General features: G+C 68.0%; 16 protein-coding genes. 7 read left to right on the forward strand and 9 right to left on the reverse strand.

Going from position 1 to position 14459, the window contains the following annotated elements; all coding sequences use genetic code 11:
- The first annotated feature begins 33 nt into the window (after window positions 1–33).
- Window positions 34–1872 (forward strand): dihydroxy-acid dehydratase, encoded by a 1839-nt coding sequence (gene ilvD, locus EOJ32_RS04790; protein ID WP_127897865.1) that lies wholly within the window; start codon window positions 34–36, stop codon window positions 1870–1872.
- A gap of 15 nt (window positions 1873–1887) precedes the next feature.
- On the opposite strand, the gene EOJ32_RS04795 is transcribed toward ilvD, so the two are convergent.
- From EOJ32_RS04795 to EOJ32_RS04805, 3 genes are read right to left on the reverse strand one after another with little or no spacing between them, the layout of a single operon-like run.
- A complete protein-coding gene (locus EOJ32_RS04795) occupies window positions 1888–2337 on the reverse strand; it encodes a DUF305 domain-containing protein (protein WP_127897866.1) in 450 nt (149 codons plus the stop codon).
- Between the two features lie 58 nt (window positions 2338–2395).
- Complete coding sequence (locus tag EOJ32_RS04800; protein ID WP_045981100.1) at window positions 2396–2854, reverse strand: Lrp/AsnC family transcriptional regulator; 459 nt, start codon at window positions 2852–2854, stop codon at window positions 2396–2398.
- A complete protein-coding gene (locus EOJ32_RS04805; protein WP_045981117.1) occupies window positions 2851–3306 on the reverse strand; it encodes an Lrp/AsnC family transcriptional regulator in 456 nt (151 codons plus the stop codon). Before EOJ32_RS04805 ends, EOJ32_RS04800 begins: the two co-directional genes overlap by 4 nt.
- A 128-nt stretch (window positions 3307–3434) precedes the next feature.
- On the opposite strand from EOJ32_RS04805, the gene ilvC reads away from it, so the two are divergent.
- On the forward strand, window positions 3435–4457 hold the full coding sequence (ilvC, locus tag EOJ32_RS04810; RefSeq protein ID WP_045981101.1) for a ketol-acid reductoisomerase: 1023 nt from the start codon (window positions 3435–3437) through the stop codon (window positions 4455–4457).
- Between the two features lie 127 nt (window positions 4458–4584).
- On the opposite strand, the gene yghU is transcribed toward ilvC, so the two are convergent.
- Window positions 4585–5448 (reverse strand): glutathione-dependent disulfide-bond oxidoreductase, encoded by an 864-nt coding sequence (yghU, locus tag EOJ32_RS04815; protein ID WP_127897867.1) that lies wholly within the window; start codon window positions 5446–5448, stop codon window positions 4585–4587.
- A 99-nt stretch (window positions 5449–5547) separates the two neighbouring features.
- On the opposite strand from yghU, the gene EOJ32_RS04820 reads away from it, so the two are divergent.
- Window positions 5548–6627, forward strand: coding sequence for a PA0069 family radical SAM protein (locus EOJ32_RS04820; RefSeq protein ID WP_240542496.1), 1080 nt, complete (start codon window positions 5548–5550; stop codon window positions 6625–6627).
- Here EOJ32_RS04820 and bmt read toward each other — a convergent pair.
- The 4 genes from bmt to rpsF all read right to left on the reverse strand — a co-directional run bounded on the left by bmt (window position 6624) and on the right by rpsF (window position 9047).
- Window positions 6624–7598 (reverse strand): betaine--homocysteine S-methyltransferase, encoded by a 975-nt coding sequence (gene bmt, locus EOJ32_RS04825; protein WP_127899291.1) that lies wholly within the window; start codon window positions 7596–7598, stop codon window positions 6624–6626. The two genes, EOJ32_RS04820 and bmt, sit on opposite strands and share 4 nt — an antisense overlap.
- A 163-nt stretch (window positions 7599–7761) precedes the next feature.
- Window positions 7762–8352 (reverse strand): 50S ribosomal protein L9, encoded by a 591-nt coding sequence (gene rplI, locus EOJ32_RS04830; RefSeq protein WP_127897869.1) that lies wholly within the window; start codon window positions 8350–8352, stop codon window positions 7762–7764.
- Window positions 8353–8365: 13 nt separating this feature from the next.
- Complete coding sequence (gene rpsR / locus EOJ32_RS04835; RefSeq protein WP_042247758.1) at window positions 8366–8593, reverse strand: 30S ribosomal protein S18; 228 nt, start codon at window positions 8591–8593, stop codon at window positions 8366–8368.
- A gap of 13 nt (window positions 8594–8606) precedes the next feature.
- Window positions 8607–9047: a 30S ribosomal protein S6 gene (gene rpsF / locus EOJ32_RS04840; RefSeq protein WP_045981105.1), complete on the reverse strand. Its 441-nt coding sequence runs from the start codon at window positions 9045–9047 to the stop codon at window positions 8607–8609.
- 223 nt (window positions 9048–9270) lie between these two features.
- Between rpsF and speB the strand changes: the two genes are divergently transcribed.
- The 4 genes from speB to EOJ32_RS20625 all read left to right on the forward strand — a co-directional run bounded on the left by speB (window position 9271) and on the right by EOJ32_RS20625 (window position 13452).
- Window positions 9271–10230: an agmatinase gene (gene speB / locus EOJ32_RS04845; RefSeq protein WP_127897870.1), complete on the forward strand. Its 960-nt coding sequence runs from the start codon at window positions 9271–9273 to the stop codon at window positions 10228–10230.
- Between the two features lie 110 nt (window positions 10231–10340).
- Window positions 10341–11396: a peptide chain release factor 1 gene (prfA, locus tag EOJ32_RS04850; RefSeq protein WP_127897871.1), complete on the forward strand. Its 1056-nt coding sequence runs from the start codon at window positions 10341–10343 to the stop codon at window positions 11394–11396.
- Window positions 11393–12229 (forward strand): peptide chain release factor N(5)-glutamine methyltransferase, encoded by an 837-nt coding sequence (gene prmC, locus EOJ32_RS04855; protein WP_046000019.1) that lies wholly within the window; start codon window positions 11393–11395, stop codon window positions 12227–12229. Before prfA ends, prmC begins: the two co-directional genes overlap by 4 nt.
- Window positions 12230–12483: 254 nt before the next feature.
- A complete protein-coding gene (locus EOJ32_RS20625) occupies window positions 12484–13452 on the forward strand; it encodes a DUF4167 domain-containing protein (protein WP_127897872.1) in 969 nt (322 codons plus the stop codon).
- A gap of 123 nt (window positions 13453–13575) precedes the next feature.
- Here EOJ32_RS20625 and rsmA read toward each other — a convergent pair whose 3' ends face one another.
- Window positions 13576–14421, reverse strand: coding sequence for a 16S rRNA (adenine(1518)-N(6)/adenine(1519)-N(6))-dimethyltransferase RsmA (rsmA, locus tag EOJ32_RS04865; protein WP_045983591.1), 846 nt, complete (start codon window positions 14419–14421; stop codon window positions 13576–13578).
- Window positions 14422–14459 lie beyond the last annotated feature (38 nt).

Below are 14459 nucleotides of genomic sequence, written 5' to 3' on the forward strand. Positions count from 1 at the left end.
GATAGACGCAATGCCAGCCAAAGGAGATCCGCCATGCCCGCCTATCGTTCCCGCACCACCACCCATGGCCGCAACATGGCCGGCGCACGGGGCCTGTGGCGCGCGACAGGCGTGAAGGACAGCGATTTCGGCAAGCCGATCATCGCCATCGTCAACAGCTTCACCCAGTTCGTGCCCGGCCATGTCCACCTGAAGGACCTGGGCCAGCTGGTCGCCCGCGAGGTCGAGGCAGCCGGGGGCATCGCCAAGGAATTCAATACCATCGCGGTCGATGACGGCATCGCCATGGGCCATGACGGCATGCTGTATTCGCTGCCCTCGCGCGAGGTCATTGCCGATTCGGTGGAATACATGGTCAATGCGCATTGCGCCGACGCAATGGTCTGCATCAGCAACTGCGACAAGATCACGCCGGGCATGCTGATGGCATCGCTGCGCCTGAACATCCCCACCGTCTTCGTGTCGGGCGGGCCGATGGAGGCCGGCAAGGTCGTGCTGCAGGACGGTCGCGTCAAGGCGCTGGACCTGGTCGATGCCATGGTCGCGGCGGCCGATGATTCGGTCAGCGACGAGGATGTGCAGGTGATCGAACGGTCGGCCTGCCCGACCTGCGGGTCGTGTTCGGGGATGTTCACGGCCAATTCGATGAACTGCCTGACCGAGGCCCTGGGCCTGTCCCTGCCGGGCAACGGATCGACCCTGGCGACCCACGCCGACCGCAAGCGGCTGTTCGTCGAGGCGGGCCACCTGATCGTCGACCTGGCCAAGCGCCATTACGAGGGTGACGACTTCAGCGTCCTGCCCCGCAACGTGGCCAGCTTTGCCGCCTTCGAGAATGCGATGACCTTGGACATCGCGATGGGCGGATCGACCAACACCGTCCTGCACCTGCTGGCCGCGGCGCATGAGGCCGAGATCGACTTTACCATGTCCGACATCGACCGCCTGTCGCGCAAGGTGCCGGTGCTGTGCAAGGTCGCGCCCGCGAAATCGGACGTGCACATGGAGGACGTCCACCGCGCCGGCGGCATCATGGCCATCCTGGGCCAGCTGGACCGCGCCGGGCTGCTGGACACCTCGGTGGGCAGCGTCCATTCCGGCACGCTGGCACAGGCGCTGGACCGGTGGGACGTGTCGCGCACGACCGCGGCGTCGGTGCACGATTTCTTCCGCGCGGCGCCGGGCGGGGTGCCGACGCAGACCGCGTTCTCTCAGGCGAACCGCTATGACGACGTGGACCTGGACCGCGAGACGGGCGTGATCCGGTCGTCGGAGCACGCGTTCTCGCGCGATGGCGGGCTGGCGGTGCTGTACGGCAACCTGGCCGAGGACGGCTGCATCGTGAAGACGGCGGGGGTGGACGATTCGAACCTGACCTTCGAGGGGCCCGCGCATATCTTTGAAAGCCAGGACGACAGCGTCAGTGCCATCCTGACCGGCAAGGTCAAGGCCGGAGAGGTCGTACTGATCCGCTATGAAGGACCGCGCGGCGGGCCGGGGATGCAGGAGATGCTGTATCCGACCAGCTATCTGAAATCCAAGGGCCTGGGCAAGGAATGCGCGCTGGTGACCGACGGGCGGTTCTCGGGCGGGTCTTCGGGGCTGTCGATCGGCCATGTCTCTCCCGAGGCGGCCGAGGGTGGCACGATCGGTCTGGTCGAGCAGGGCGACCTGATCCGCATCGACATCCCGAACCGCAAGATCGAGCTGGTGGTCGACGACGCGACCCTGGCCGCCCGCCGCGCCACCCGCGATGCGGAAGGCTGGAAGCCCGCCAAGCCGCGCAAGCGCAAGATCACCACCGCCCTGCGCGCCTATGCGGCGATGACCACAAGCGCGGCAAAGGGCGCCGTCCGGGTGATCCCGGAGTAAGTGGCGGGGCGCCGGTCACCTGGCGCCCTCCAAGTCGCCGATCAGCGCCTCCATCTCGGCGATCTCGCGGCGCTGCGTCTCGATGATGCCATCGGCCAGCGCGCGGACGCGGGCGTCGGTGATCTTTGCCCGGGTGCTGGTCAGGATGGCGATGGAGTGATGCGGGATCATCGCCTTCATCCACGATACCTGGTCCACCGTCGCCTGACTGCGCACCATCGCGACGCCCAGGCCAAGGACGACGGCCGCCCCCGCCAGGGCCGCGACATTGGCGCGGCGGTTCGCGAACATCCCCCACATCGCGACCAGCATCACGATCGCCATCCCGCCCCCCATATACAGGGCCATCCAGGCGCGGGTCTGACTGAACCGGACATGCGACAGATCCCAGGTGTTCAGATACATCATCGCGAACATCGCAACGGTCGAGACGGCGATGGTCGCCAGAAAGCGGGCATGGGTCATGGCATGGCCTTTCATAAGAAGTGCCTGCCCCCAACAGGGGATCCACGCCGATGTTCCCTCAGCCCAAGGGACCGGGGCGGCGTTCCTCTGACAGCATCACGTTCGCCTCAACCTGGCCCACGCCGGGCAGGGTCATGATGCGGCGGCGCAGGATGCGTTCGAAATCACTGATGTCGCGAGCGGTGATTCGCAGCCGGTAGTCGAACTGGCCCAGGACGTGCTGGACCAGCTGCACCTCGGGGATGGCGGTGACGGCGCGTTCGAAATCCTCAAGCCCGGTGCGGCCCTTGGCGGCCAGCTTGATCCCCAGGAACACGGTCACGCCAAAGCCGAGCGCGGCCGGGTCCAGCACCACGCGCCGGCCGGCGATCACGCCCTGATCCGTCAGCCGCCGGATGCGCCGCCATGCGGCAGGCTGGCCGATGCCGACCGCGCGCCCGATATCGGCGGCGCTGGTAGTCGCGTCGCGTGCCAGCGCCCGCAGGATGGCCAGATCGGTCGCGTCCAGGTCGGTCACAGGGCCAGATCCTCGCTGTCCTTGATGGTCGCGACCAGCATCAGCGCGTCCAGTTCGGCAATATGCGGCAGGGTCAGGATGCGGTCGCGATAGACCTGCTGCCAATGCGCCATGTCGCGGGCGATGACCGAGGCGCGCCAGTCGACGCTGCCCAGGAAGGACTGGATCTCGATCACCTCGGGGACCTGGCGCAGGGCTGCGACGAACTCGTCGAAGGCGCGCGGGTTGGTCTTGTCCAGCGTGAAGCGCAGGCTGACCTCGACCGCCCAGCCCATCGCGCGCCAGTCGATGCGGGCCTGCACGCCGCGCAGGACGCCCGCCTCGCGCATCCGCTCCATCCGTCGCCACAGGCTGGCCGCGGTGACGCCCGCGCGTTCGGCCAGCGTTGCATTGGCGGCGGCGGGATCGGCCAGAAGCTGGCGCAGGATGCGGCGATCGGTTGGGTCGGGCATGAAAGTCATGAGATTGGCATTATCATGGCATGATCTTTTCGCAAGATGCCTGAACTATTGATCGAATGCGGAGGTTCGAACCCGGTCCACAGGTTAGAACGGTATCGGCAAATCGAAAGGACTTCCCCATGCGCGTTTACTATGACCGCGATTGCGACGTGAACCTGATCAAGGACGCCAAGGTTGCGATCCTGGGCTATGGCAGCCAGGGCCATGCCCACGCCCTGAACCTGCGCGACAGCGGTGCCAAGAACGTCGTCGTGGCCCTGCGCGAGGGCAGCCCGTCCGCCAAGAAGGCCGAGGGCGAGGGCCTGAAGGTCATGGGCATCGCCGAAGCCGCCGCCTGGTGCGACGTCATCATGTTCACCATGCCCGACGAACTGCAGGCCGAGACCTACAAGAAGTACGTCCATGACAACCTGCGCGAAGGCGCGGCGATCGCCTTTGCCCACGGCCTGAACGTGCATTTCGGCCTAATCGAGCCCAAGCCCGGCGTCGATGTCATCATGATGGCGCCCAAGGGCCCCGGCCACACGGTGCGCGGCGAATACACGAAGGGCGGCGGCGTGCCCTGCCTGGTCGCGGTGCATCAGAACGCCTCGGGCAAGGCAATGGATATCGGCCTGTCCTACTGCTCGGCCATCGGTGGCGGCCGGTCGGGCATCATCGAGACCAACTTCCGCGAGGAATGCGAGACGGACCTGTTCGGCGAACAGGCGGTCCTGTGCGGCGGCCTGGTCGAACTGATCCGCATGGGCTTCGAGACGCTGGTCGAGGCCGGCTACGAGCCCGAAATGGCGTATTTCGAGTGCCTGCACGAGGTCAAGCTGATCGTCGACCTGATCTACGAGGGCGGCATCGCGAACATGAACTACTCGATCTCGAACACGGCCGAATACGGCGAATACGTGTCCGGCCCGCGCATCCTGCCCTATGACGAGACGAAAGCCCGCATGAAGGCCGTCCTGCGCGACATCCAGACCGGCAAGTTCGTGCGCGATTTCATGCAGGAGAACGCCGTCGGCCAGCCGTCGTTCAAGGCGACGCGCCGCATCAACGACGAGCATCAGATCGAACAGGTCGGCGCCAAGCTGCGCGAGATGATGCCCTGGATCTCCAAGGGCAAGATGGTCGACCGCGCGCGCAACTGATCTGTCGAAGCCGGGGGTTTCACACCCCCCGGACCCCCGTGGGGTATTTGGGCAAAGAAGATGTCATTCTCCTTTGTCCAAATACCCTGGGGGGAGTCCGAAGGACGGGGGGCAACGCCCCCCTTCCTCATGCCTGCAGCTTGCCCTGCGTCTTCGTCTGGAAATCCGACGCGTCATGGCGTTCATGCAGCTGTTTCGCGGGATCGCCGGACACGTTGTTCACCATGATGCCACGCTGAACCGCCGGGCGCGCCGCGATCTCGGCCTGCCAGCGATGCAGGTTGCGATAGCTTTCGGCATCCAGGAAGGTCGCCGCATCGCCGTAGGCGCCCCCCGTGATCAGTCGCCCGTACCACGGCCAGATCGCCATGTCGGCGATGGTGTAGTCGTCGCCCGCGATGAAGCGGCTGTCGGCCAGGCGCTTGTCCAGCAGGTCCAGCTGACGCTTGACCTCCATGGTAAAGCGGTCGATCGCGTATTCGATCTTGGTGGGTGCATAGGCGTAGAAATGCCCGAAGCCGCCGCCCAGATAGGGGCCCGCGCCCATCTGCCAGAACAGCCAGTTCAATGTCTCGGTTCGTGCGGCGGGATCCGTGGGCAGGAAGGCCCCGTATTTCTCGGCCAAGTAAAGCAGGATGGATCCTGATTCGAAGACCCTCTGCGAGGGGCTGACCGAATGGTCCATCAGTGCGGGGATCTTGCTATTCGGGTTCGCCGCCACGAAGCCGCTTCCGAACTGGTCGCCGTCACCGATCTTGATCAGCCACGCGTCATATTCGGCGTCATGGCCGGCCTCCAGCAGCTCCTCCAGCAGGATCGTGACCTTCTGCCCGTTGGGCGTTGCCAGCGAATAAAGCTGCAGTGGATGCTGGCCCACGGGCAGGTCGCGGTCATATTGGGCCCCGGCGGTGGGCTTGTTGATGCTGGCGAACTGGCCGCCATTCTCCTTGCCCGGGGTCCAGACCTTGGGCGGGGTATAGTCGTCGCTCATCGGGATGTCCTGTGATTGCGTCGGATCAGAGATGTGGGCGGGCTTGCGGAACATCAACCGGGGGCTTGCGATGTTCTTATTATGTTCTATAATTGCAGGATGCTTCCGCCCCGTGATCCCGACCAGCGCATCAAGGCCCGTGGGGCCGACACTCGCCCCGCGGGGCGGTACGAACAGCAGGTCAGGACCCGCGAAGCCGACGACTGGGACATCGCCGAGGATCAATCCCTGCTGCGGACCGAGGTGACGGTCGAGCGCCCGCGCAGCATCATCACCCGCAATACCTCTCCGGACATCAGCTTCGACCGGTCGATCAATCCCTATCGGGGGTGCGAACATGGCTGCATCTACTGCTATGCGCGGCCGACGCATGCTTGGCTGGGCCTGTCGCCGGGTCTGGATTTCGAGACGCGGATCACCGCAAAGCCCGATGCAGCCGACCTGCTGGCGCGCGAACTGGCGCGGCCCAGCTATCGCCCCGCGCCGATCGCCTTGGGCACGAACACCGATCCCTATCAGCCGGTCGAAAAGCGGCTTACGATCATGCCCGGCATCCTGCGGGTGCTGCGCGATTGGAACCACCCGGTGACACTGGTGACGCGGGGCCAGACCGTCCTGCGCGATCTGGACCTGTGGGCGGAACTGGCGGCACGCGATCAGGCCTCGGTGGGTGTCAGCATCACCACGCTGGACGCGGATCTGGCCCGCACGCTGGAACCGCGCGCGCCGGCACCCGCGACCCGTCTGCGGATGATCCGGGATCTGTCACGCGCAGGCGTGCCCGTCCGCGTGATGGTCGCCCCGGTCATCCCCGTCCTGACCGAGCCCGAGATCGAGGCGATCCTGACCGCCGCGCGCGAGGCCGGGGCCACCACCGCCACGATGATCCCCCTGCGCCTGCCGCATGAGGTGGCGCCGCTGTTTCGCGATTGGCTGGAACGGCACCGGCCGGGGATGGCCGCGCATGTGATGAACCGCGTGCAGGAGATGCGCGGCGGGCGCGACAACGACCCGCGTTTCGGCCACCGGTTTCGCGGAGAGGGCCTGCACGCGCAACTGGCCCAGCAGCGGTTCCGGCTGGCGCGAACCAGGTTGGGGTACCGCACGGGCGGGCCGGCGCTGGACTGTTCGCGGTTCGGGCCGCCGCCCAAGGCCGGGGACCAGCTGTCGTTGTTCTAGTGGCGGCGGTCGTCCTCGCCGCAGCTGCTGAAGGCGCCCAGCTGTGCGGTGATCCGGTCCAGCGCGGGGCGGGGGCCGCGGGGCCGGGTCTCCAGCGCCTCGTGCATCGCGCGCAGATGCGCGGGTATGGTCCCGCAGCAGCCGCCGATGATCCGCACGCCCAGGTCGCGCGCAAGGCAGGCGTAATCGGCCATCAGTTCGGGCGTGCCGTCGTAATGGATATGGCCGTCCTGCAGATGCGGCACGCCCGCATTGCCCTTGGCGATGGTCGGGCGTTCATTGCCCGATGCGGCAAGACCGGTGACCGACCGCAGCAGGTCGGACGCGCCGACGCCGCAATTGGCGCCATAGGCCACGGGCGGATTGGGCAAACGTTCCACCGCGGCGGCCAGCTGTCCCGGCGTCACGCCCATGATCGTGCGGCCCGCGGTGTCAAAGCTGAGGCTGCCGCACCAGGCCATGCCGGCGAGGCGCGCGGCCTCGGCCGCGGCGCGCAGCTCCTCCAGCGAGGAGAGGGTCTCGACCCACAGGATGTCGGCGCCGCCGTCGCGCAGCGCCTCGGCCTGTTCGTGGAACATCTGGACGGCACGCGCATGGGTCAGGCTGCCCATCGGGGCCATGAATTCGCCGCTGGGGCCCATGCTGCCCGCGACGATGACGGTGCGGCCCGCACGATCGGCCTGATCGCGGGCGATCTCGGCGGCGCGGCGGTTCAGTTCGGTGACGCGGGCGGCTGCGCCGTGGCGCGCCAGGCGGCTGGCATTCGCGCCAAAGCTGTTGGTCAGGAACAGATCGGACCCGGCCTCGATCGCGCTGCGGTGCAGGGCGGCGATGCGGTCGGGATGGGTGGCGTTCCAGATCTCGGCCGGGGTGTCGGCGTCCAGGCCCATGTTGAACAGGGCGGTCCCCGTTGCGCCGTCGGCCAGCACGTGCGGGCGGGTCTGCAGCATCAGGGACAGCGCGTCGGTCATCACCACTTCCTTGGCCACGGCCAAGGGGGCCGGGGCGATGTCGGGTCCAGTCATCAGGTCCATGTCGGGATGTGTCACAGCAAGGAGAATTTTGACAGGAACGAATGAAAAACCGCGCCGGTTTCCCGGCGCGGCAAAAAACTCTGCGCTTGATCCGGTGGGATCAGTTGCGGTCGCGGTCGTCGCCTTCGCCGTCATCGGCACCGCCGATGTCGTCGAACAGTTCGGCGATCTCGAACTCGGCCTCGGCGTCGGCTTCGGCGGCCATGTCCTGGATGGACTTGCCCTGCGCCTGCAGCTCTGCCTCTTCGGCCGAGCGGGCGACGTTCATGGTGATCGTCGCCTCGACTTCCGGGTGCAGCACGACGGTGACGTCATGCAGGCCCAGGTCCTTGATCGGCTCGCGCAGGACGACCGACTTGCGGTCGACGGTGAAGCCGGCCTCGGTCGCGGCCTCGGCCGCGTCACGCGTGGTGACCGAGCCGTACAGCGCGCCCGAATCGGATGCGGAACGGATGACCACGAAGGTCTGGCCGTCCAGCTTGTCCGCGATCTTCTGGGCTTCGGCCTTCGACTCCGCGTTGCGGGTCTCCAGCTGCGCCTTCTGACCTTCGAACGCCTTGATGTTGGCTTCCGACGCGCGCATCGCCTTGCCCTGGGGCAGGAGATAGTTGCGTGCGAAGCCTTGCTTGACGTTCACGACTTCGCCCATCTGGCCCAGCTTGGCCACACGTTCCAGCAGGATGACTTGCATCGTTCAGGTCTCCTTACTTGACGACATAGGGCAGCAGGGCCAGGAAACGCGCGCGCTTGATGGCACGGGCCAGCTCGCGCTGTTTCTTGGCCGAGACGGCGGTGATGCGCGAGGGCACGATCTTGCCGCGTTCGCTGATGTAGCGCTGCAGCAGGCGGGTGTCCTTGTAGTCGATCGCAGGTGCGTTATCGCCCGAGAACGGGCAGACCTTGCGACGACGGAAGAAGGGTTTGTTGGCCATTCGTCAGATCCTCTCAGTTCCGCTCGCGGCGTTCGCCGCGGTCGCCGCCACGATCACCACGGTCGCCGCGATCGCGGTCGCCACGGTCGCCCCGGGGACGGTCGCCACGGTCACCGCGCTCGCCACGCTCTTCGCGCTTCTGCATCTGGACCGAGGGGCCTTCCTGATGCTCGTCCACGCGGATGGTCATCACGCGCATCACGTCATCATGCAGGCGGGCCAGGCGTTCCATTTCCAGCACGGCGCCCGAGGGGGCGTCGGTGCGCAGGAAGGCATAGTGGCCCTTGCGGTTCTTGTTGATCTTGTAGGCCAGGGTGCGCACACCCCAGTATTCGTGCTCGACGACCTTGCCGCCATTGTCGGCGAGAACGGTCGAGAAGTGTTCGATCAGCCCTTCGGCCTGCGTGTTCGACAGGTCCTGGCGGGCGATCAGCACATGCTCGTACAGAGGCATGGCGATCCTTTCGGTTTGAATGCGCATTTCATCGACGGGCCGTCCCTTCCGCACCCGTCACGAGAGGCTGCGCCGTTACAGTCAAGCTCAGGCGGAAGGATGGCGTGTCATAGCAGCGAACCGCGCGGATGCAAGGGTTTTCGCCCCCGGCCGCGTCCGGCGCCCCTTGCGCCCGTCCATGCGCGCGGCCAATCTGGCCGCCGGCACGACAGGGGGAGCGGCGATGGCGCTGGAAGATGCGAAGACCCAGGTGGATCAGGCCTTCACGCGCGACAGCCTGCGCGGGCTGTCCTTCGAGAACGCCTTTGGCGGGGCCACCAGCTTTCTGCGCCGCCGCTATACCAAGGACCTGGGCGGCGTCGACGTCGCGGTGACGGGCATCCCCTTCGACCAGGCGGTGACCCACCGGCCCGGCACCCGGTTCGGGCCCCGCGCGATCCGCGAGGCGTCCAGCCTGCAGGCCTTCGATCCGCCCTATGGCTGGGGCTATGACCCGATGGCGGTGCTGGATGTGGTCGATTACGGCGACATGGCGTTCGATTACGCCAATGTCCGCGAGGTGCCCGCCCGGATCGAGGCGCATGTCGGCGCGATCCTGGATGCGGGTACGGCGCCGATCACCCTGGGGGGCGATCATTTCATCACGCTGCCGATCCTGCGCGCAGTCGCGGCGCGGCGGGGGCCCGTGGCACTGATCCAGTTCGACGCGCATTCCGACACATGGGTCGACGACGACCCGGACCGGATCGACCACGGCACGTTCCTGTACAAGGCGATCAAGGCGGGGATCGTGGACCCGGCGGCCAGCGTGTCGATCGGCATCCGCACCGACAATCCCGACACGCTGGGCGTGACCATCCTGGATGCGCCGTCGGTGCATCGGGACGGGATCGAGGCGACGCTGTCGCGGGTGCGGGCGGTGGTCGGCGACCGGACCTGCTATGTGACCTTCGACATCGACGCGCTGGACCCGGCCTTTGCGCCGGGCACCGGCACTCCGGTCTGGGGCGGGCTGGCCAGCTGGCAGGCGGCGGCGCTGCTGCGCGGGCTTGCGGGGATCGACCTGATCGGCGGCGACGTGGTCGAGGTCTCTCCGCCCTATGACACGACCGGGGCCACGGCGATCGCGGGCGCGCATGTCGCGCTGGAGCTGATCGCGCTGTTCGGCTGGTCGCGGCGATGAGTTGCGTCCCGCGCCGCGCCGGGGGGCTGCGCGCCCCCCGGACCCCCCCGGCGTCGTGTCGGAATGCAAGGGCGCTTGTACGGTCCGGGGCCGGGGGGTAAGCCGCATCCATGTTGCCCCAGGACCGCCTTGACCAGATCGCCGCCCGCTTCGAGTTTCTCGAGGCGCAGCTGAATGCCGGCCCCGCCGCCGACCAGATCGCCAGGATCAGCCGCGAATATGCCGAGCTGAAGCCGGTCGTTGCCCAGATCGACCGCTGGCGCGCCGCCCAGGACGGGCTGGTCGAGGCCCGCGCCCTGCTGGCCGATCCCGAGATGCGCGACCTGGCCGAGGACGAGCTGCGCCGTCTGGGCGCATTGCTGCCCACGCTGGAGCAGGACCTGCGGCTGGCGCTGCTGCCGCGCGATGCGGCGGACGCGCGCCCCGCGATTCTGGAGATCCGCCCCGGAACCGGGGGCGACGAGGCCGCGCTGTTCGCGGGCGACCTGCTGGAGATGTACCGCCGCCACGCCGAGGCCCAGGGCTGGCAGTTCCAGACGCTGGAACTGACCCGGACCGAGCTGGGCGGCATCAAGGAGGCCATCGCCCGGATCGAGGGCGAGGGCGTCTTTGCCCGCCTGAAATACGAATCCGGCGTGCACCGGGTGCAGCGGATCCCCTCGACCGAATCGGGCGGGCGCATCCATACCAGCGCGGCCACCGTGGCCGTCCTGCCCGAGGCCGCCGAGGACGTCGAGATCGACATTCCCGCGACCGACATCCGCATCGACACGATGCGCGCGTCCGGCGCGGGCGGCCAGCATGTCAACACGACCGATTCGGCCGTACGCATCACCCACCTGCCCACCGGCATCGTCGTCACCAGCAGCGAGAAGTCGCAGCACCAGAACCGCGCCAACGCGATGGCCGTGCTGCGCGCGCGCCTGTATGACATGCAGCGCGCCGCCGCCGATGCCGAACGGTCCGCCGACCGGCGCGCGCAGGTCGGCAGCGGCGACCGCAGCGAGCGCATCCGCACATACAACTTTCCGCAGGGCCGCATGACCGATCATCGCATCAACCTGACGCTGTATGCCCTGGACCGGGTCATGGCCGGCGACCTGACCGAGATCATCGACGCCCTGACCGCCCATGACCAGGCCGCCCGCCTGGCTGAGGCGCAGTGAGGCTGTCGGATGCCCAGGCCCAGGGCACGGCGCTGCTGCGCGCGGCGGGCATCGCGGGCGCGTCGCGCGACGCCGACCGCATACTGGCCGCGGTGCTGGAGATCGAGCCGGGCCAGCTGCGCATCACCGACGATCGCGCGCTGACCGACGATCAGGCGACGCAGTTCAACCGCGGCATCGCGGCCCGCGCCCTGCGCCAGCCAGTGGCCCAGATCACCGGTTTCCGCGATTTCTGGGCGCATCGCTTCAAGGTCACGCGCGACACGCTCGACCCACGCCCCGAGACTGAGGCGCTGGTCGAGGCGGCGCTGGCGCGGCCCTGGCGGCGGGTGCTGGACCTAGGGACGGGAACGGGGGCAATCCTGATCTCTCTTCTTGCAGCACGTCCGGGGACGACGGGCCTGGGCACCGACATATCCGAGGCCGCGCTGCAGGTGGCGCGGCACAATGCCCGGCGGATCGGCGTCGACGCGCGGTTCCGCCAGGCCGACTGGCTGGACGGGGTCGAGGGGCCGTTCGATCTGGTCGTGTCGAACCCGCCCTATATCGCGGCGATCGAGATGGCGCTGCTGGACCCCGACGTGCGCGACTGGGAACCGCGCCATGCGCTGACGGACGAAGGTGACGGGCTGGGCGCCTATCGCACCATCGCGGCGGGCGTGCGCGGCCTGCTGTCGCCAAAGGGCGCCGCCCTGGTCGAGATAGGGCCGACCCAGGGCGCGGCGGTCGCGGCGCTGTTCCGGGCGCAGGGCGCGCAGGTGCGCGTGCTGCCCGATCTGGACGGGCGCGACCGGGTGGTGCTGGCGGATTTCGCGCCCGCTGCGGCGGTTTGACGCCCATTTCATCGTGATTTCCGCAGTTTTCCCTTGTCTGGCCCGTCATTGCATGGTTAGTCGGCAGCGTGCGACAGGCCCTAGCCGTCGCATGGGTCAGCCTGACAACTGCCGATACCGAAGGGGTGCATCTGGTGCGCCGCGGTTGGGCAAGGCAGGGCTGAACGGAGTGGTCACAGCCCCCGTATCCGTCCGACACCGCCGTCCAGTTCACGCTGGCATCCCGACGCCCGGAAACATTACAGACAAGACTGATGAGATCATCAAAATCCCGCTCGCGTAGCAAATCGAACCGCCAGCGCACGCTGGGGAACATCACCAATCGCGTCTTTGACAGCTCGGGGCCCGAGGGCAAGGTGCGTGGCACCCCCCAGCAGATCATCGAGAAATACCTGACGCTGGCGCGCGACGCGCAGCTGTCCCATGACCGCGTCGCGGAGCAGAGCTTTCTGCAGCACGCCGAGCATTACACCCGCATGCTGGGCGAGGCGAACCGCGAGATGGCCGAACGCCAGGGCCGCCCCGACGATGACGGCTATCAGAGCAACATCGGCAGCCATGGTTATCACCAGGGCGGCCAGAGCGGCGGTCAGAACAACGGTGGTCAGAACAGCGGCGATCGGAACAATGGTGGCCAGAACGGCAACCAGGGCCAGCAGGGCGAGGGCAACCAGCGCCGCGACCATCAGCAGCGCGACGGCGGACAGCAGCGGGACCAGCAGCGCGATGGCGGACACCAGCCCCGCGACGGTCAGCGCGATCACCAAGCCCGCGATGGTCAGCCCCGTGACAACCAGGGTCGCGACAGCCAACCCCGCGACAATCAGAATCGTGACAATCAGGCCCGCGACAATCAGGGTCGTGACAGCCAGCGCGACAACCAGCCGCGTGAGCAGCGCCCGCGGTCCGAGCCGCGCCAGGACGCGCGCGTCGAGCCGCGTCAGGACCCGCGTCCCGACCTGTCCGAGGAGAACGCGCCGCAGTTCCTGCAGCAGCCCAGCCTGCCCGAGGTGATGCCTGCCACTGAGGACGACGGCGGCGCCGCCGTCCGCACGCCCGAGGCGGAAGCCCCGGCCAAGCCCGCACGGACCCGCGTCTCGCGTCCCCGCGCGCCGCGTGCGGTGGCCGAGGACGGGACGCCCGCGCCGACCCGCAGCCGCCGCAAGCCCGTGGCCGAGGCCGAGCGTCCGGCCCCTGTCCGCCCCGAGGGCGATCAGGACTGATCCGGGCCGATCATCGGAAAGATGGGAAAGGGCGCGCCAGATCGGCGCGCCCTTTGTCGTAAAGATCCCATGAAGGGCGTCATTTTGGGCGTCCGCCGTCGTTGCGGGGCCGATGGCGCGGGATCAGCCCTGCCGGGCCGCCTGAAGCGCGCGAGCCAGGGCGCAGAAGCGTTCCAGCTCGATTTCCTCGGCGCGGGCGGTGGGGGGGATGCCGACGCTGTCCAGCAGCGCCTCGATCTGGGGGTGCAGGCCTTTCAGGCTGGCGCGCAGCATCTTGCGGCGCTGGTTGAAGCCGGCCCCTGTTATCTGTGACAGGATCGCCGCATCGGCGGGGAAGCGCGGCTGTGGCAGGGCGGTCAGGTGGACGACCGCGGAATGGACCTTGGGCGCGGGCACGAAGGCCTCGGGCGGCAGGGACATCACGATCTGCGCGTCCGCCCGCCATTGCGCCAGCAGCGCCAGCCGACCATAGGCCTTGGAGCCGGGACGGGCCACGATGCGTTCGGCCACCTCGCGCTGGAACATCAGCGTCAGCGATTGCCAGAAGGGTGGCCAGTCCCGGGGCGTCAGCCAACGGATCAGCAGCTCGGTTCCCACGTTGTAGGGCAGGTTCGCGGCCACGCGGATCGGCGGCGTCAGGTGTGCCAGCGGGTCGATCTGCAGCGCATCGCCGGTGATGACCGTCAGGCGGCCGGGATAGGCGTCGGCGATCTGTTCCAGCGCGGGCAGGGCGCGGGGGTCCTTTTCGATGGCCAGCACGTGGCGCGCGCCGCAGGCCAGCAGGCCGCGGGTCAGACCGCCGGGGCCGGGACCGACCTCGAGGACGTCGCATCCGGTCAGGTCGCCCGCCTGCCGCGCGATCTTGTGCGTCAGGTTCAGGTCCAGGAGGAAGTTCTGGCCCAGCTGCTTTTTCGCGCGCAGGTCATGGGTCGCGATCACCTCGCGCAGGGGGGGCAGGTTGTCGATCATCGCGAGGTCCTGGGGGCGGGGGCGCGCCAATGGGTATT

The sequence above is a fragment of the Paracoccus sp. Arc7-R13 genome (assembly GCF_004010775.1).
Taxonomy (GTDB): domain Bacteria; phylum Pseudomonadota; class Alphaproteobacteria; order Rhodobacterales; family Rhodobacteraceae; genus Paracoccus; species Paracoccus marcusii.